This is a genomic window from Alloalcanivorax profundimaris, assembly GCF_015265435.1.
Taxonomy (GTDB): Bacteria; Pseudomonadota; Gammaproteobacteria; order Pseudomonadales; family Alcanivoracaceae; genus Alloalcanivorax; species Alloalcanivorax profundimaris.
Window position 1 is genome coordinate 13119 of record NZ_JABJWH010000012.1, and the last position, 18505, is coordinate 31623.

15 protein-coding genes are annotated in these 18505 nt (G+C 67.6%); 12 read left to right on the forward strand and 3 right to left on the reverse strand.

Annotated features, from left to right (window positions below; all coding sequences use genetic code 11):
• Nucleotides 1–16: 16 nt before the first annotated feature.
• From uca to HMJ39_RS08020, 3 genes are all read right to left on the reverse strand, one after another.
• Nucleotides 17–3667, reverse strand: a complete 3651-nt coding sequence (gene uca / locus HMJ39_RS08010) for an urea carboxylase (protein WP_194296903.1) — start codon at nt 3665–3667, stop codon at nt 17–19.
• A 1-nt stretch (nt 3668) separates the two neighbouring features.
• Complete coding sequence (atzF, locus tag HMJ39_RS08015; protein WP_194296904.1) at nt 3669–5438, reverse strand: allophanate hydrolase; 1770 nt, start codon at nt 5436–5438, stop codon at nt 3669–3671.
• Between the two features lie 560 nt (nt 5439–5998).
• A complete protein-coding gene (locus tag HMJ39_RS08020) occupies nt 5999–6901 on the reverse strand; it encodes a LysR family transcriptional regulator (protein WP_194296905.1) in 903 nt (300 codons plus the stop codon).
• A 150-nt stretch (nt 6902–7051) separates the two neighbouring features.
• On the opposite strand from HMJ39_RS08020, the gene HMJ39_RS08025 reads away from it, so the two are divergent.
• The 12 genes from HMJ39_RS08025 (at nt 7052) to hpxZ (ending at nt 18473) form a co-directional block, all read left to right on the forward strand.
• Nucleotides 7052–8110 carry an ABC transporter substrate-binding protein gene (locus HMJ39_RS08025; protein WP_194296906.1) on the forward strand — a complete coding sequence of 353 codons (1059 nt, stop codon included), beginning with the start codon at nt 7052–7054 and terminating at the stop codon, nt 8108–8110.
• On the forward strand, nt 8107–9180 hold the full coding sequence (gene atzD / locus HMJ39_RS08030; protein WP_194296907.1) for a cyanuric acid amidohydrolase: 1074 nt from the start codon (nt 8107–8109) through the stop codon (nt 9178–9180). Before HMJ39_RS08025 ends, atzD begins: the two co-directional genes overlap by 4 nt.
• Nucleotides 9177–9995: an ABC transporter ATP-binding protein gene (locus HMJ39_RS08035; RefSeq protein ID WP_194296908.1), complete on the forward strand. Its 819-nt coding sequence runs from the start codon at nt 9177–9179 to the stop codon at nt 9993–9995. Before atzD ends, HMJ39_RS08035 begins: the two co-directional genes overlap by 4 nt.
• The gene (locus HMJ39_RS08040; protein ID WP_228462229.1) at nt 9988–10746 is read left to right on the forward strand and encodes an ABC transporter permease; all 759 of its coding nucleotides are present in this window, start codon (nt 9988–9990) and stop codon (nt 10744–10746) included. The genes HMJ39_RS08035 and HMJ39_RS08040 overlap by 8 nt, the downstream gene beginning before the upstream one ends.
• A 219-nt stretch (nt 10747–10965) precedes the next feature.
• Nucleotides 10966–12078, forward strand: coding sequence for a BMP family ABC transporter substrate-binding protein (locus HMJ39_RS08045; protein WP_161385446.1), 1113 nt, complete (start codon nt 10966–10968; stop codon nt 12076–12078).
• 27 nt (nt 12079–12105) lie between these two features.
• The gene (locus HMJ39_RS08050) at nt 12106–13230 is read left to right on the forward strand and encodes an ABC transporter permease (RefSeq protein WP_194296909.1); all 1125 of its coding nucleotides are present in this window, start codon (nt 12106–12108) and stop codon (nt 13228–13230) included.
• The gene (locus HMJ39_RS08055) at nt 13223–14143 is read left to right on the forward strand and encodes an ABC transporter permease (protein ID WP_161385444.1); all 921 of its coding nucleotides are present in this window, start codon (nt 13223–13225) and stop codon (nt 14141–14143) included. The genes HMJ39_RS08050 and HMJ39_RS08055 overlap by 8 nt, the downstream gene beginning before the upstream one ends.
• Nucleotides 14144–14165: 22 nt before the next feature.
• Nucleotides 14166–15170: a formamidase gene (locus HMJ39_RS08060; RefSeq protein WP_194296910.1), complete on the forward strand. Its 1005-nt coding sequence runs from the start codon at nt 14166–14168 to the stop codon at nt 15168–15170.
• 1 nt (nt 15171) lies between these two features.
• Nucleotides 15172–15861 carry a biuret amidohydrolase gene (gene biuH, locus HMJ39_RS08065; protein ID WP_161385442.1) on the forward strand — a complete coding sequence of 230 codons (690 nt, stop codon included), beginning with the start codon at nt 15172–15174 and terminating at the stop codon, nt 15859–15861.
• 2 nt (nt 15862–15863) lie between these two features.
• Nucleotides 15864–17396: an ABC transporter ATP-binding protein gene (locus HMJ39_RS08070; protein WP_194296911.1), complete on the forward strand. Its 1533-nt coding sequence runs from the start codon at nt 15864–15866 to the stop codon at nt 17394–17396.
• Entirely contained in the window at nt 17393–18076 is a 684-nt protein-coding gene (locus HMJ39_RS08075; protein ID WP_194296912.1) for a cysteine hydrolase family protein, read from the forward strand. Before HMJ39_RS08070 ends, HMJ39_RS08075 begins: the two co-directional genes overlap by 4 nt.
• Nucleotide 18077: 1 nt before the next feature.
• Nucleotides 18078–18473: an oxalurate catabolism protein HpxZ gene (gene hpxZ, locus HMJ39_RS08080; RefSeq protein ID WP_161385439.1), complete on the forward strand. Its 396-nt coding sequence runs from the start codon at nt 18078–18080 to the stop codon at nt 18471–18473.
• Nucleotides 18474–18505 lie beyond the last annotated feature (32 nt).

Here is an 18505-nt window from a genome sequence, read left to right on the forward strand (position 1 = left end):
TTCATGGGGCGCTCCTTCAGGCCACGTCCGTGTCGATCACCGCCACCGGATCGCCGGCGTTGATGATCGCGCCCGGTTGGCAGTGCAGGCCGGTGACGGTGCCGGCGGCGCTGGCGGTGATCTCGAATTCCATCTTCATGGCTTCCACGATCACCAGGGTCTGACCTTCCGCCACGGTGGCGCCTTCCTCAACCAGCAGCTTCCAGACGTTGCCGCTGATTTCGGCGCTCACCAGGTGGCCGTCCACCTCGCCGATGTCGGCGCCGCCGCCGCCCAGGATGGCGGACTCGATTTGCGCGTCCTCGTCCTGCCAGCGGGCCACTTCCTTCTGGTAGGCGGCCTGCTGGTTTTCGCGGAAGGCGACCATCTCCGGTTCGATGTCGTCCAGGAAGCGGTGGTAATCCGCCAGGGAAAATTGTTCCTCGGTAACCTCCACTTCCAGGCGGCCTTCGCGGAAGGCGTCGCGCATGCCCGCCAGCTCGTCTTCGCTGACCGGGTAGTAGCGCACCTGGTCGAAGAAGCGCAGCAGCCAGGGCTCACCGGTTTTGAACTGGCGGTTTTTGAGGTGCTTGTTCCAGATCGGCAGGGTGCGGCCCACCAGTTGGTAACCGCCGGGGGAATCCATGCCGTAGATGCACATATAGACGCCGCCGATGCCCACGGTGCCCTCGGCGGTGTAGGTGCGCGCCGGGTTGTACTTGGAGGTCATCAGCCGGTGGCGCGGGTCCACCGGCACGGCGCAGGGGGCGCCCAGGTAAACGTCGCCCAGGCCCAGCACCATGTAGCTGGCCTGGTAGACGATCTCCTTGACCCGCTCGATGGAATCCAGCCCGTTGATGCGGCGGATGAACTCCGCGTTATTGGGCAGCCAGGGGGCGTCGCTGCGAATGGTTTCCTGGTAGCGTTTCACCGCGTCCAGGGTGGCGCTATCCTCGAACGCCAGGGGCAGGTGCAGCACCCGGGAGGTGACCACCATGTCGGCCACGGAGCCGATGGCGGCTTCCCGGGCCAGCAGGGTTTTCACCAGGTCGGTCTGGTGGATCACCCGGAAATCGTAGTGCACTTGCAGGCTGCGTACGCCCGGGGACAGTTCCAGAATGCCCTCCACCCGGTCGCCCTTGAGGTTTTCCATCAGGGCGTGGACGCGGAAGCGCAGGTCCAGATCCAGCACGTTGTCGCCGTACTCGATCAGAATGTATTTGTCGCCGGCCTGGCGGTAGGTGATGCGCGGTGCCTGGTCGGTGGCGTCCAGCTCGGCCAACATCGTCGCCGACGTGGAGTCTTGCTGTAGGAGCGACTTCAGTCGCGATCCTCCCAAGGTAACCGGCTCTTCCCAGGCGCCTTCCGGCTCCAGGGTCTCAATCGCCCGATCCCGCGCTTTCTCCAATGCCAGCGCCTCATCGAACGCCATCGGCACGAACCGAATGCTGTCGCCGGGTTTCAATTGCCCCACCTTCCACAGTTCCGCTTTGGCGATGGTCACCGGGCACACGAAGCCGCCCAGGCTGGGGCCGTCCTTGGTGAGGATCACCGGGAAGTCGCCGGTGAAGTTGACGCTGCCCACGGCGTATTCGCAGTCGTGAATGTTGGACGGGTGCAGGCCGGCCTCGCCGCCGTCGGTGCGGGACCAGCTCGGCTTCGGGCCCACCAGGCGGATGCCCAGGCGGTTGGAGTTGTAGTGCACCTGCCAGTCGGCGCTGAAGAATTCCTCGATGGCCTCCTCGGTGAAAAAGTCCGGCGCGCCGTGGGGGCCGTACAGCACCTTTATTTCCCACTGTTGCGGGTAATCCGGAATCAGCGCGGCATCCGGCGCCGCCGGTTCATGCTCCGGGGCGGGGGTGGGGCAGCCCGCCAGTCGCGGCTGGCAGATCGAGAGCACGTCGCCCTTGCGCAGGGTACGTCCGCCGTGGCCGCCGAACCGGCCGAGCACGAAGGTGGACTTGCTGCCCAGGTAGTCGGGCACGTCGATGCCGTTGCGCACGGCGATATAGGTGCGGCAGCCGCTGGTCACCTTGCCGGTAACCAGGGTCTGGCCGGCCTTCACCGCCACCGGTTGCCAGAGCGCCACCGGTTCGCCGTCCAGGGTGGCGTCGCAGCCGGCGCCGGTGATTGCGATCACGGTGTCGCTGTGGAAGCGCAGGGAGGGGCCAACCAGGGTGGCTTCCAGGCCGGCGGCGCTGGCGTGGTTGCCGACGATGCGGTTACCGATCCGGAACGCGTAGTCGTCCATGGGGCCGGACGGCGGCACGCCGATGTCCCAGTAGCCGGCGCGGCCCGGGTAGTCCTGCACCGTGGTGTAGGTGCCCGGGTCGACGATCTCGAAGGCGGTGGGCGTGTACTGGAAGCTTTCCAGATAGCGGGTGGAAACCTTGCCCTCCGCCACCGCCGGGTCGCGCAGAATCTGGCGCAGGTAATCCAGGTTGGTGGCGATGCCGGACAGGCGGGTGGCGGCCAGGGCGTCGCGCATGTTGTCGAGGGCGGCGGCGCGGTCGGCGCCGTGCACGATCACCTTGGCCAGCATCGGGTCGTAGTGCGGGCTCACCTCGGTGCCGGTATCCACCCAGCCGTCCAGGCGGATATTTTCAGGAAACGATACTTCGGTGAGCTCGCCCGGACTGGGCTGGAAATCCTTGAGCGCGTCCTCGGCGTAGATGCGCACTTCCATGGCGTGGCCATCGGGCCGGTAGTCCTGGTCCAGGGGCACGCTTTCGCCACCGGCCAGCTTCAGCATCCAGGCCACCAGGTCCACGCCGAACACGGCTTCGGTGACGCCGTGCTCGACCTGCAGGCGGGTGTTCACCTCCAGGAAATAGAATTCGTCGCGCTCGTCGTCGTAGATGTATTCCACCGTGCCGGCGGATTGGTAGTTCACCGATTCGCCCAGGCGCACCGCGCTGTCGTGCAGTTTTTCCCGGGTGGCCTGGGGCAGGTTGGGGGCCGGGGTTTCCTCCACCACTTTCTGATTGCGCCGTTGCAGGGAACATTCCCGTTCGCCCAGGGCCAGCACCTTGCCCTGGCCGTCGCCGAAGATCTGTACTTCGATATGGCGGGCGCGGGCCACGAACCGTTCGATAAAGACGCCGGAGTCGGAGAAGAAACTTTCACCCAGGCGCTTCACGGATTCGAACGCGGCCACCAGTCCCGCCTCGTCGTTGCAGCGGCTCAAGCCGATGCCGCCGCCACCGGCGGTGCTTTTCAGCATCACCGGGTAGCCGATGTGGTGGGCGGCCTGTTTGGCGTCATCCAGGCTTTGCAGAAGGTCGGTGCCCGGCGCCAGCGGCACGCCGGCGGCTTCCGCCAGGGCGCGGGCCTCGTGCTTGAGGCCGAAGCGGCGCAGCTGGTCCGGCGTCGGCCCCACGAACACCACGCCCTGGGCGGCGCAGGCCTCGGCGAAGTCGGCGTTCTCGGAGAGAAAGCCGTAGCCGGGGATCACCGCGTCGGCGCCGGTGTCCTTCACCGCTTGCAGAATCAGGTCGGTACGCAGGTAGCTTTCCGCCGCGGTCTGGCCGCCCAGCGCCACCGCCTCGTCGGCGGCGGCCACGTGCTGGCTGTTGCGGTCGGCGTCGGAGTACACCGCCACCGAGGCGATGCCCATGCTCTTGAGCGTGCGGCAGATGCGCACCGCGATCTCGCCGCGGTTGGCGATCAGGACCTTCTTCAAAGCCATTTCATAACCCCTTTATGTAGTTTCTCCAGCCCCCCTGGGCGGTGATGTCCTTGGCGTCGGGAATCGCCCAGCCTTCGCAGATGAAGCCTTTCACCTGGCGGCCGTCCTCGGTTTCCAGGGTGCCCATGCCGAGCGGGCCGGGGATCAGCGCCACGAAACTTCCGAACTCGGTGACCGGCAGCTTCCACAGCTCGATCTCGATGGCGGCGCCGTCGTCGGCGCGGATCAGGCCGGGCTTGGGCGGCGTGGTGTTGGCCAGGGCGTACAGGCGATAGCAGGGCGCGGTGCGGGTGGTTTCCAGCAACACGCCGTTGCGTTCGGTGAGTTGGTAATTCAGCGGCATGCCGGACAGGTGCGCGCCCACCACCGCCACGGTGACGGTGCCGTCGTCCCGTTCCTTGTCGTCTTCCGCCTGCGGCAGCGGCGGCTGCTGGTCGGTGACGCCGGCCCGCCACGGACGGTGGCGCTGCCAGCGGCGGCCGAACTCCGCCAGGGCGGCGTCGTACCAGGCCGGGCCGATCAGGGTGATGCCGGTGGGCAGGCGGTCCTCATCGCGCAGCCCGCCGGGCAGCGACAGGGCGCACATGTCGAGCAGATTGACGAAGTTGGTCCAGGTGCCGAGCTGACTGTTGAGCGTGACCGGGTCGGCGTTCACCGCCGCCCGGGTGTAGATGCCCGGCGTGCTGGGCACCGCCAGGGCGTCGATGTCCGCCATCAGCTGGTCCGCCTGGCGGCGCAGGTCGGCCAGTTTGTACTGGGCGCGGAAACCGTCGGCGGCGCTCATGTCCCGGGCCGGCAGAATAATGTCGCGGATCACCGGCAGCAGGGCGTCGGGCTGATCCAGCAACGGCTCCGCCACGGTATAGCGCTCCGCCACCCAGGGGCCCTGGTAGAGCAGGCGGGCGGCCTCGTGGAGCACCTCCAGATCCATGGGCACCAGCTCGGCGATGGCGTCCAGTTCCTCCAGTTGCCGTTGCCAGGCGGCGGCGGCCTGGTCATCGCCGAACCAGGGTGTCTCCTTGGGCACGCCCAGGCGCGGTTTTTCCGGCAAGGCGGTGGGCACGCCGGACGGCGCGTGGCGGGCGTAGCCGTCCCGTTCGTCGTAGCCCTTATAGATATCGAACACGGTTTCCGCGTCGTCCACGCTCACCGCGAACACGCTGATGCAATCCAGGGTACGGCATGCCGGCACCACGCCCCGGGTGCTCATGCTGCCCTTGGTGGGCTTCAGGCCGACGATGTTGGTGAGCGCCGCCGGCACCCGGCCGGAACCGGCGGTGTCGGTGCCCAGCGCGAAGGGCACCAGCCCCAGGCTGACCACGGCGGCGGAACCGGAACTGGAACCGCCGGTGACATAGTCGCCGTTGAACGGGTTGGGCACCTCGCCGTAGGGCGAGCGCACCCCCACCAGGCCGGTGGCGAGCTGATCCAGGTTGGTCTTACCCACCAGAATGGCGCCGGCGTCCAGCAGCGCCTGCACCGCCGGCGCGGTTTCCTTGGCGGTGTAGGCGTAGGCCGGGCAGGCGGCGGTGGTGGGCAGGCTGCCCACGTCGATATTGTCCTTCACCGCGAAGGGCACGCCGTACAGAGGCAGGGACGGATCGCTGAGGCGCTCCGCCTGGGCGAGCAGACTGGATTCGTCGAGCAGGTGAATCCAGAGAGCCCGTTCGCTGTCCTGCAGTTGCGCGGACAGCGCCTTCATGGCGGCAACCGGCGTCAGCTTTTTACGCCGGTAGGCGGAGCGCCATTGATCGATGGTCCAGCCAAGCACGTTCGCATACCTCGTTGTATACCAGTAGGTATGCTGAACGGTGCAAGGCCGGTGCCAGCTTGCCGGCGAACGTCCCGGGGCCAGCGTTCACGGGCGCTGGCGGCGGCAAGCCCGACCCGCCCGCGCGGACCCGCTCCCCGCTTCCTGCTTCATCACGGGGCGCCCGGCACCGTTTTTGTGCGGCCGTGGAGCGGCGGCCTGACCGGTGATCCTCAACGCGACGGCTTCTTTGGGCGTGGTAGTTGTAGAAGCGACCGGGCGGCGTTCCGCTTTAGTCGCGATGAAGATGGCACGGGCGTGAATCGCGACTAAAGTCGCTCCTACAACCATATCCAACTGGCGACGGCATCCTACGGAGCCGCGCGGGACGCTACCTCGAAGCGTCTCGGTGTGGGCCCCTTTCCGGGACCCTGTCAAACAGGATGTTTGACCGGGAGTCTCCAGGGACGGATTCACGACGTTCCCGGAAAGGGGCCCACACCGAGACGCGGCCCCGCTGGAGGGCCCGCACCGAGACGTCACACCGGGACGTCACACCGGGACGCGCGCCACCCCAACATTCAGCCGACGGCGTCGGCCAGCTCGTTCTTGAGGTGCTCCACGAACCGGGCGGTGGCCACCGGCAGCGCCCGCGAATGCTCCATGCCCAACACCAGCCGCCCCCGGCTCAATCCCCGATCCGCCAGCGGCAGAGCGCGCATGCCGCCGGGCAGATGCGAAGGCGGCATGCCGATCTGAATCTGAAAACACACGCCGCCGCTCTTCACCGCGAAGTTGCGCATCATCTCAAAGGAGTTGGACTCCAGCGCCGCCTCCAGACGCAGCGAACGCCGCGCCAGGAATTCATCCAGCAAGGCGCGCCCGCCCAGGGTGCGGTCCGGCAACGCCAGCGGATAGGCCACGCAATCGGACAGCCGCACCTTGTCCCGATCAGTGAGCGGATGGTCCGGCGACACGAAGGCGCACAGCCGCTGCTCCACGTCCATCAGGGTGCGTATCTCCGGGTCCGGCGGCGGGTTGAACACCAGGCCGATGTCGGCGCGGAATTCCTTCAGGTACTGATAAACCTCCTCGCGCCCGCAAATAAAGGTGGTGAAGCGGATCTTCGGGTGCGTCTTCTGGAAGGTATGGATGGCCCGGGGCAGCATTTCCGCCGCCATGCCCTCGATGGCGGCGATGCGCACCTCGCCCCGGCGCAGGCTGCGCAGGTCCTCGATTTCCGAGAGGGTGCGTTCCAGCTCCGCCATCTGCTTGCGGGCGTAGGCCACGAACAGCTCGCCGGCGGCGGTAAGGCGCACGCCCCGGGCGCGGCGCTCGAACAGGGGCGTGCCGATCTGCTCCTCGATGTCCAGGATGCGGCGGTTCACCGCCGAGGACACCACGTTCAATTGTTCGGCGGCCTTGCGGATGGAGCCGCTGCGGGCGACCGCGTCGATGTAGCGAAGAAAGCGGATGTTCTGCATGGGGCATGGTCCGGCGTTGTCCGAGGTGGTGATGCCGAAAAGGCAGCGCTATGCGGTAAAAATAACGCTGGTCGGCCTCGCTCCGGGAATTCTATCTTGCCTCGCATTGAACGCCCAGGCATGGGGCCGGGCGCGAGGAGAGAGATTTCCATGCAACCGAGAACCGCTTTGTTACCGTCCGCGGGCCGGCCCCGGCCCGTCTTTTTCTTCCTGGGGCTGCTGGCGGCGCTGAGCCTGTCGCTGGCGTCCGCCGCCCACGCCGAGCGCGAGGTGCGCTTCACCGCCAACTGGGCCTTCGAAGCCTCCAACGCGCCCTTCGTTCTGGCCGCCCAGCGCGGCTACTTCGAGGAAGAGGGCCTGGACGTCACCGTGGACGCCGGCGAGGGCTCCTCGGCGGTGATCACGCGCATCGCCGGTGGCAGCTACGAGGCCGGCTTCGGCGACATCAACACCCTGATCGAATTCAACGCCCGCCATCCGGACAACCGCCAGCGCATGGTGTACATGATCTACAACCGGCCGCCGCTGGCGATCATCACCCTCAAGGAATCCGGCATCGAGACGCCGAAACAGTTGGAAGGCAAGGCGATCGGTGCGCCGGCCAACGATTCCGCCTACCGCATGTTCCCGCTGTTCGCCGAAGCCGCCGACCTGGACAGCGACGCCATCCGCTTCGAGAACGTGGCCCCCAATCTGCGTGAAGCCATGCTGGTGCAGGGCAAGGTGGACGCCATCGCCGGCTTCCCGCCCAGCGCCCTGCCGAACCTGCTCAAGCTCGGCATCGACGAGGACGACATCCGCATCTTCTATTACTCCGACTACGGCGTGCCGCTGTACAGCAACGGCCTGATCGTCACCGAGCGCATGATCGAGGAGGAGCCGGAGGTGGTCCAGGGCCTGGTGCGCGCCAGCCATCGCGGCCTCAAGGCGAGCATTGATGACCCGCTGGCCGCCGCCCAGGCGCTGCGCAAGAAGGACAGCCTGATCAACGTGGATCTGGAAGAGCGCCGCATGCGCTTTTTGATCGACAACCAGCTGATCACGGAGGAAGTGAAGGAAAACGGCCTGGGCGCGGTGGACCCGGAGCGGCTTGCCGCGTCCATCGACGTGGTGGCGGAAGCCCTGGAGTTGGACAACCCGCCGGCGCCGGAACAGGTGTTCGACGGTGAATTCCTGGACGCCCTGAAGGACCGGAGCGTGGCGCAATGAGAACCCGTGTTCTGCGTTTTCCCTGCGCCGGCCCGGATGACCTGACGCCGCTGCGCGACGCCCTGGCCGATGGCCGCCTGCACCCGGAACGGGTGGTGGCGGTGCTCGGCAAGACCGAGGGCAACGGCTGCGTCAACGACTTCACCCGGGCCTTCGCCACCACCGTGCTCAAGCGCTTCTTCGCCGAGCGCCTGGCTCTGCCCGAGGACACCGTGGCCGAGCGCATCGCCTTCGTCATGTCCGGGGGTACCGAGGGCGGCCTGTCGCCGCACTGGCTGGTGTTCGAGGTGGACGACGCCGCTTCGCCGGTGCCGGAGCAGCCGGGTCTGGCGGCGGGCATCGCCTTCACCGAAACGTTCGCGCCGGAACAGATCGGCCGCCTGGACCAGGTACGCGCCACCGCCGAGGCGGTGCGCCGGGCCATGGCCAGCGCCGGCATCGAGCGGGCCGGGGACGTGCACTACGTGCAGATCAAATGCCCGCTGCTCACCGCCGCCCGCTGCGAGCAGGCGCGCCAGCGCGGCGCCACCGTGGCCACCACCGATACCTACGAATCCATGGGCTATTCCCGGGGCGCCTCGGCCCTGGGCGTGGCCCTGGCCCTGGGCGAGGTGGACGAGCACGCGCTCAGCGACGCCGCCATCTGCCATGACTTCGCACTCTGGTCCGGCCGCGCCAGCACCTCCGCCGGCATCGAGCTGATGCGCAACGAGATCCTGGTGCTGGGCAACGCCCCGGGCTGGGACCCGGCCCTGCGCATTGGTCACGACGTGATGGCCGACGCTCTAGACGGCGAGGCTCTCGATCGCGCCCTGGCGCCCCTGGGCGGCGGCGAGCTGCGCGCCTTGCTGGCCAAGGCGGAACCGTCGCGCAGCGGCGAGATCCGTGGCCGCCGCCACACCATGTGGGACGACAGCGACATCAACGCCACCCGCCATGCCCGCGCCCTGGTGGGCGGCGTGCTGGGTGGGCGCACCGGCGACCTGGCCCTGTTCGTGTCCGGCGGCGCCGAACATCAGGGGCCGGACGGCGGCGGCCCGCTGGCGGTGATCGTGGAGAAACCGCAATGAGCGAAGGCTTTATCGAACTGGACAACGCCACCCTGTGTTACGCGCGCAGCGAAACGCCGGCGGTGGTGGACATTTCCCTGACCGTGCCCAGCGGCGGCAGCGTCGCCCTGGTGGGCCCCAGCGGTTGCGGCAAGAGCTCGGTGCTGCGGCTGATCGCCGGCCTGGAAACCGCCACCGGCGGCCGCGTCACCGTGGGCGGCGCGGCGCCGGGGGCATCCCGGGGCGCCGTCGGCGTGGCCTTCCAGAAAAGCACCATGCTCGATTGGCGCACGGTGCTCGACAATGTGCTGCTGCCCCTGGAGGTGGTGAGCGGGCCCACCGGGTTTCGCGCCCGCCGCGCCGAATACCGCCAGCGCGCCCTGGCGTTACTGGAACGCCTCGGCCTGGGCGAATACGCCCACCGTTACCCCTGGGAAATGTCCGGCGGCATGCAGCAGCGCGCCTCCCTGTGCCGCGCCCTGATCCACGAACCGGACCTGTTGCTGCTGGACGAACCCTTCGCCGCCCTGGACGCCTTTACCCGGGAAGACCTCTGGGGCCTGGTGCAGTCCATCTGGCGGGAGCGCCGCCCCACTACCGTGCTGGTCACCCATGATCTGCGCGAGGCGGTCTACCTGGCCGATACCGTCTATGTGTTTTCCAAGGGCCCGGGGCGCATCGTGCACCGCGAGGACATCGCGCTGCCCCGGCCGCGCACCGTGGAGGGCACCTTCGACGCCGACTTCGTGGAGTATGTGCAGCGCCTGCGCGGGCACATCGTGGAAGTGCGCGAAACCGTGGAAACGCGAAACACCGAGGAGCCCGCCCATGGCTGACTGGATGCTCAACCGCCGGGTGCTGCCCTGGCTGGTGACCCTGGGCGCCTTCCTGATGTGGGAGGGCGTGGTGCGCACTTTCCAGATCAAGACGTTCATTCTGCCGGCGCCGTCCCTGGTGGCCACCACCCTGGTGGCGCAGTGGGAGCCGATTCTGCAGCACTCCCTGCAAACCCTGATGACCACCCTGGTGGGGCTGGCGCTGGCCATCGGTTTCGGCGTACTGCTGGGGCTGGCGGTAGGCGCCAGCGAAAAAATCTACGCCGGTCTGTACCCGCTGATGGTGGCGTTCAACAGCATTCCCAAGGTGGCCCTGGTGCCGATCCTGGTGATCTGGTTCGGCATCGGCACGGTGCCGGCGATCCTCACCGCCTTTCTGATTTCGTTCTTTCCCATCGTGGTCAACATCGCCACCGGCCTGGCCACGGTGGAACCGGAACTCAACGACCTGATGCGCTCCCTGGGCGCCAACCGACTCACGGTGCTGCGCAAGGTGGGGCTGCCGCGCACCCTGCCGTACTTCTTCGCTGCCCTGAAGGTAGCGGTGACTCTGGCCTTCGTGGGCTCGGTGATTTCCGAGACCGTGGCCGCCAACGCCGGCGTCGGCTACATGATGATGGTGGCCGGCAGCCGCTTCGAGGTGCCGCTGGTGTTCGCCGGCCTGGTGGTGGTGGGCGCCATGGGCATCGTGCTGTACCAGGCGTTCGAATGGCTGGAGCGGCGGCTTACCTTCTGGGCGGTGCGCGGCTGATTGCCGTGCCCGCCGGTGGTGCGGAAACCGCTTTCTTGCACACAAGCGGTGCCGGCAGTGCCGGGCTGAGTGGGAGGGGGGCGTCTGAAAGCCCTGTGAAAACAGGGTTTTCATGATTTGGCATGAACACTGCTACTTGTATACCAACATGCATTCCAGGATGCACTCCAACCCTCCCCGCGCCGTGTACCGGCGCGCCCAGCGTTAAAGGACAGCTCAATGTCTCAACTCAAGCGTCGTGATTTCCTCAAGGCCGCCGGCCTCCTCGGTGCCTCCGCCGCCTTGCCCGTGAACCTGCTGCGCGCCGCCGGTGGCGGCGACCTCACCGTGGGCTTTCTGTACGTGGGCGCGCGGGATGACTTCGGCTACAACCAGTCCCACGCGGAAGCCGCCGCGGTGATCAAGCAAATGCCCGGCATCAAGGTGGTGGAGCAGGAGAACGTACCGGAAACCGTGGCCGTGCAACGGGCCATGGAAGCGATGATCCGCCAGGACGGCGCCAGCCTGATCTTCCCCACCTCGTTCGGTTACTTCGACCCGCACGTGCTGAAGGTGGCGCGGCGCTTTTCCGATGTGCGCTTTGCCCACTGCGGCGGCCTCTGGGAAGAGGGCAAGCACCCGATGAACGTGGGCAGCTTCTTCGGTTACATCGATGAAGCCCAGTACCTGAACGGCGTGGTGGCCGGCCACATGAGCAAGTCCGCCAAGCTCGGTTTCATCGCCGCCAAGCCCATTCCCCAGGTGCTGCGCAACCTGAACGCCTTCACCCTGGGTGCGCGCTCGGTGAACCCGGACATCACCACCTCGGTGATCTTCACCGGTGACTGGTCATTGCCGGTGAAGGAAGCGGAAGCCGCCAACAGCCTGATCGACAGCGGCTGCGACGTGCTCACCTGCCACGTGGACGGCCCCAAGGTGCTGGTGGAAACCGCCGAGAAGCGCGGCGTGATGACCTGCGGCTACCACGCCAGCCAGGCGGCGCTGGCTCCGGAAGGCTATCTCACCGGCGCTGAATGGAATTGGGTCACGCCGTACAAGAAACACGTGCAGGCGGCCCAGGCCGGCGAGCCGATGATCAACTTCCTGCGCGGCGGCCTGAAAGAAGGCTTCGTGAAAACCTCTCCCTACGGACCCAAGGTCAGCGCCGAGGCGAAGAAGAACGCCGACGCGGTGAAGGCGGAAATGATGAGCGGCGACTTCGTGATCTTCGGCGGCCCGCTGAAGAACAACGGCGGCGAGATCGTGATCCCGGACGGCACCGACTACAAACAAACCGCCGTGGAACTGGAGCGCATGGACTACCTGGTGGAGGGCGTGCGTGGCCAGATCTGAGCGAGCGCGCGTTAGCGGGAGCCCGTCATGCTGAAACCCTGGCTGGGGCGGGCCGGCGTGCTGCTGCTGCCGGCCCTGCCCACGCTGTGCGCCCTGGTCACCACGGCGGTGCTGTTCATCGCCTTCCTGCTGATCCAGGGCCGGCCCGCCTGGCAGGCCGGGCCGCTGGTGTTCGAAGGCGCCTTCGGTTCGCTGTTCGCCTGGGAAAACACCCTGATGCGGGCCGCGCCGCTGATGCTCACGGCGCTGTGCGTGGCGCTGCCGGCCCGCGCCGGGCTGATCATCATTGGCGGCGAGGGCGCGCTGGTGCTGGGTGGCCTGGCGGCGGCGGTGACGCCGCTGTGGCTGCCGGCGCTGCCGGCCTGGCCGATGCTGATCGCCATGGGCGTGGCCTCGATGCTGGCCGGCGGGCTATGGATCGGTCTGAGCGGCTGGCTGCGCCAGAAGCGCGGCGTCAACGAGACCATCGGCAGCCTGCTGCTTTCCTACATTGGTCTGGCGATTTTCCGGCATCTGGTGGAAGGGCCGTTGCGTGATCCCAACAGCCTCAACAAACCGTCCACGCCGCCACTGGATAGCAGCTATCAGATCGGCGTGATCAGCGACAGCTTCTATGTGCACTGGGGCCTGGTGGCGGGCATCGTCGCCTGCGTGCTGGCCTGGGTACTGGTGCGCTACAGCGTGATCGGCTTCGCCCTGCGGGTGGTGGGTGGCAACCCGCGCACGCCGCGCATGCTGGGGCTGCCGGTGGACCGGCTGGTGCTGCTTACCTGCGTTCTGGGCGGCGGCGCCGCCGGCCTGGCGGGCATGTTCGAGGTGAGCGCGGTGCAGGGCAGCGCCAACACCGCGCTGATCTCCGGCTACGGCACCGCCGGCATCCTGGTGGCTTTCGCCGCCCGCCACAATCCGCTCGCCATCATCGCCTGCGCGATCCTGCTGGGTGGTCTGGAAGCCAGTGGCGGCCTGCTGCAACGGCGCCTGGGATTGCCCGACGCCACCACCCTGATTCTGCAGGGCATGCTGTTCATCAACCTGCTGGCCTGGGAAACCCTGACCCGCCGCACCGGCGACTGGCGCCTGTGGCTGCGCGGGCACTGGATCGCGGCGCCGCGCGCCGGGCTCGAGGAAAAAGGAGAAACCAGCCATGGTTGAGTCCGACCTGTCGATCTTCCTGCTGGCGCTGCTGGCCGGTGCCATCCGCGTGGGCACGCCCTTTCTGTTCGTCAGCCTGGGGGAATGCCTCACCGAAAAAGGCGGGCGCATCAACCTGGGCCTGGAAGGCATCCTGGTCACCGGCGCCATGACCGGCTACGCGGTGTCCTACCTGTCCGGTTCGCCCTGGCTGGGCGTGCTCGCCGCCGGTGGCGCCGGCCTGTGCCTGGGGCTGGTGCACGGCGTGATCTGCTCGCTGCCCCGGGTCAACGACATCGCCTTCGGTATTGCCCTGATTCTGTTCGGCACCGGCCTGGCGTTTTTCCTGGGCAAGGATTTCATTCAACCCAGCGCGCCCATGCTGCCGTCCATTCCTCTGGGTGGCTGGAGCGACGACACCCGGGTGCGCTCGGCGCTCAACGTCAATGTGCTGTTCTTTATCGGCGTGGCGCTGGCGTTCGTGCTGCATTGGGGCCTGCGCGGCACCCGCTGGGGGCTGGTGCTGCGGCTGGTGGGCGACCACGAGGATTCCGCCCAGGCGCTCGGCTACCGGGCCGCCGGGGTGCGCATCGTGGCCACCGGCGTGGGCGGCTTCCTGGCCGGCGTGGGTGGTGCCTATTTGTCGCTGTACTACCCGGGCAGCTGGAACGAGGGCCTGTCCAGCGGCCAGGGCCTGATGGCGGTGGCGCTGGTGATCTTCGCCCGCTGGCAACCGATCAACTGCCTGTGGGCGGCGTTGCTGTTCGGCGCCGCCGGCGCCGTGGGCCCGGCCCTGCAGGCCATCGGCATTGGCTGGGGCTACTACCTGTTCAACGCCATTCCCTATGTGCTGACCCTGGCGGTGATGGTGATCACCTGCCGGCCGGACCGAACCCTGAGCGGCGCGCCCGGCGAACTCAGCCTGAACCGATAACCCGACGAGAGAAGGTATTCCCATGTCCAGCGGACTCTCCGGTTTGAACAAAACCCCCAACGGCGTGGTGATGGGGCTGGCGCAACTGGCGCTGCCCGATCCGCGCACCCGCGATGAACTCTGGCAACAGACGCAACGCGTCATCGAGATGATCGGCAAGGCCCGGCGTTCCATGCCGGAGATGGACCTGATCGTGTTTCCGGAATATTCCCTGCACGGCCTGTCCATGGACACCTCGCCGGACATCATGTGCGACCTGGACGGCCCGGAAGTGGCGGCGCTCAAGCAGGCCTGCGTCGATCATAAAATCTGGGGCTGCTTCTCGATCATGGAGGCCAACCCCAACGGCAACCCGTTCAATTCCGGTCTGATCATCGACGACACCGGCGCGCTGAAACTCTACTACCGCAAGATGCACCCCTGGGTGCCGGTGGAACCCTGGGAGCCCGGCGACCAGGGCATTCCGGTGTGCGAAGGGCCCAACGGCTCGACCCTGGCGCTGATCATCTGCCACGACGGCATGTTCCCGGAGATGGCCCGGGAGTGTGCCTACAAGGGCGCCGAGATCATGATCCGCACCGCCGGCTATACGGCGCCGATCCGCCACTCCTGGAAGATCACCAACCAGGCCAACGCCTTCACCAACCTGATGCAAACCGCCAGCGTCTGCATGTGCGGCTCCGACGGCACCTTCGATTCCATGGGCGAGGCCATGTTCGTCGATTTCGACGGGGTGCCCCTGGTGGAAGGCGGCGGCCGCGCCGACGAAATCGTCTGCTGCGAGCTGCGCCCGGACCTGGTGCGCGAAGCCCGCGAGCACTGGGGCGTGGAGAACAACATCTACCAGTTCGGCCACCGCGGCTACGTGGCGGTGAAAGGCGGCGCCGGCGATTGCCCCTACACCTATATGCAGGACCTGGCGGCGGGCCGTTACCGGCTGCCCTGGGAAGACAAGGTGAAACACACCGACGGCCGCGCCTTTGGTTTCGAGCCGCCGGAACGGACCTACAAGCCGGGAGGCCACTGATATGAGCGAGCACTTCATCACCGCCGATCCCTACCCCTGGCCGTACAACGGCGATCTGCGCCCGGACAACACGGCGCTGATCGTCATCGACATGCAGACCGACTTCTGCGGCAAGGGCGGGTACGTGGACAGCATGGGCTACGACCTGTCCCTGACCCGGGCGCCCATCGAACCGATCAAAAGCGTGCTGGCGGCCCTGCGCGAACGGGGCTTCATGATCATCCATACCCGCGAGGGGCACCGCCCGGATCTGGCCGACCTGCCCGCCAATAAACGCTGGCGCTCGCAACGGATCGGCGCCGGCATCGGCGACGCCGGCCCCTGTGGCCGCATCCTGGTGCGCGGCGAACCGGGCTGGGACATCATTCCGGAGCTGGCGCCCCTGGACGGCGAGGTGATCATCGACAAGCCCGGCAAGGGCTCGTTCTGCGCCACCGACCTGGAGCTGATTCTGAACACCCGTGGCATCGACAACATTATTCTCACCGGCATCACCACGGACGTGTGCGTGCACACCACCATGCGCGAAGCCAACGACCGGGGCTTCGAATGCCTGCTGCTGGAGGACTGCTGCGGCGCCACCGATCAAGGCAACCATGACGCCGCCATCAAGATGGTGAAAATGCAGGGCGGCGTGTTCGGCAGCGTGGCCGATTCCAAGGCCCTGCTGGACGGCCTGGGAGCACTGTGACCATGCGTGCCCTGAAGCTGGAAACCATCGGCGCCAGCAAGACCTTCGGCACGTTCCGGGCCCTGGACAAGGTGTCCCTGACGGTGCGCGCCGGCACCGTGCACGCCCTGCTGGGCGAGAACGGCGCCGGCAAGAGCACCCTGGTGAAGGGGCTGGTGGGCTACTCGCCCCTGGACGAGGGCAACATCCTGGTGGACGACCGGGAGTACGCCGTGCGTTTGCCCCGGGACGCCCATGGCCTGGGCATCGGCATGGTCTATCAGCATTTCACCGTGGCCCCCGGCCTCACCGTGGCCGAGAACCTGGTGCTGGCGCGCGGCGATCTGCCGGCGCGCATTCACTGGAAGGCGGAGCGTGAGCGACTGCGCGCCTTCATGGACAGGATGCCGTTCAAGCTGGACCCGGACCGGCCGGTGACGGCCCTGGCCGCCGGCGAAAAACAGAAGCTGGAGATCCTCAAGCAGCTGTATCTGGACCGGCGCCTGATCATTCTCGACGAACCCACCTCGGTGCTCACCCCCCAGGAGGCGGATGAAGTGCTGGGGCTGATGCGCGATCTGGCCCACGACGGCCAGGTGTCGGTGCTGATGATCACCCATAAATTCCGCGAAGTGACCGCCTTCGCCGACGATGTCACCGTGCTGCGCAAGGGCGCCCTGGTGGGCAGCTGCAAGGTGGCGGACACCACCCCCGAGGCGCTGGCGGAATGGATGATGGGGCGCAGCGATGACCGCACCGTGGCCGGCGAACGGCCGCCGGTGGACCCGGAGCGCGCGCCGGCCCTGGAAGTGGCCGGCCTGAAAGTGAACAACGACAAGGGCGTGCGCGCGGTGCACGGTGCCTCCTTCGTGGTGCGGCCCGGCGAGATCCTGGGCGTGGCCGGCATCTCCGGCAACGGCCAGCGGGAACTCACCGAGGCCCTGCTGGGCCAGCGCAAACGGGAAGCCGGCGCGGTGCGCGTGCACGGCGAGCCCTACCATGCCAGCCGCCGGGAAATGCTTGACCGGGGCGTGCACAGCCTGCCCGAGGAGCCGCTGCGCAACGCCAGCGTGGCGAGCATGTCGGTGGCGGAGAACCTGGCCCTGCGCAGCTTCGACCAGGCGCCGATCCGCCGCCAGGGCTGGCGGGTCAGCCGCCGGGTGATCCGCGAGCAGGCGCGTGGCCTGATCGAGCGTTTCCAGGTCACGCCGCCGGACCCGGACCGGCCCATCGGCACCCTCTCCGGCGGCAACGTGCAGCGCGCGGTGCTGGCCCGGGAGCTCACCGAGGAGGTGCGCGTGCTGATCGTGTCCAACCCGGTGTTCGGTCTCGACTTCGCCTCCGTGGCGATGATCCACCAGCGGCTGATGGACGCCCGCAACCGGGGCGCCGCCGTGCTGCTGCTCAGCGAGGACCTGGACGAACTGCTGGAACTGGCGGACCGCATCCTGGTGATCCACGACGGCGAGCTGGTGTTCGAGACCCCGGCGGGCCGGGCCGACCGCGCCGAGCTGGGCGCGCACATGGCCGGCGGCGGCGAGCGGGAGGCGTCATGATCGAAGTGGCGGCGCGCCCCGGCGTTTACCGGTTCGACCCGGCCACCACCGCCCTGGTGGTGATCGACATGCAGCGGGATTTTCTCGACCCCGGCGGCTTTGGCGCCGCCCTGGGCAACGACGTCACGCCCCTGCGCGCCATCATTCCGGCGGTGGCGGAGCTGCTGGCGCTGGCGCGCCGTCATGGCCTCACCGTGATTCACACCCGCGAATCCCACGCCCCGGACCTGTCCGATTGCCCGCCGGCCAAACACCAGCAGGGCAAGCCCGGCCTGCGCATCGGCGACCCGGGGCCCATGGGCCGGATTCTGATTCGCGGTGAACCCGGCAATCAGATCGTGCCGGAGCTGGCGCCCCTGGACGGCGAATGGGTGATCGACAAGCCGGGCAAGGGCATGTTCTACGCCACCGGCCTGGACCGGCGGCTGCGCGAGGCCGGCATCGAGACCCTGCTGTTCGCCGGCGTCACCACCGAAGTGTGCGTGCAGACCAGCATGCGCGAGGCCTGTGACCGGGGTTATCGCGGCCTGCTGATCGAGGACGCCACGGAAAGTTATTTCCCTGAATTCAAACGGGCCACCCTGGAAATGGTCGTGGCCCAGGGCGGCATCGTCGGCCAGGTGGCCGGCCTGGCCGCCCTGGACGCGGCCCTGACACAGGCCACGAAAGAGGAATCCTGATATGACGGCTTCACCGGAAATCAACCGGCCCCGGGCGGTGGCGGAAGTACGCACCGCCTTCGAGGACTACGAGCGGGCGCTGCTGGACAACAATCTGGCGGTGCTGGACGGCTACTTCTGGGACCACGCCGCCACGGTGCGCTACGGCGTGGCGGAAAACCTGCACGGCGGCGAGGAGATCGCCCGCTACCGGCGCCAGTGCCAGCCGGTCGGCCCGGGCCGCAAGCTGTTCAACACCGTGATCACCACCTTCGGCGATGACTACGCCACGGTCAGTACCCAATTCCGTGACGGTGTCACCGAGCGGGTGGGGCGGCAGATGCAGACCTGGGTGCGGTTCGAGGATGGCTGGAAGGTGGTGGCCGCCCATGTGAGCGTGGACCTGAGCACGCTCTGATCCGGCGGCGGCGCGTTCAAATCAGCGCTGTA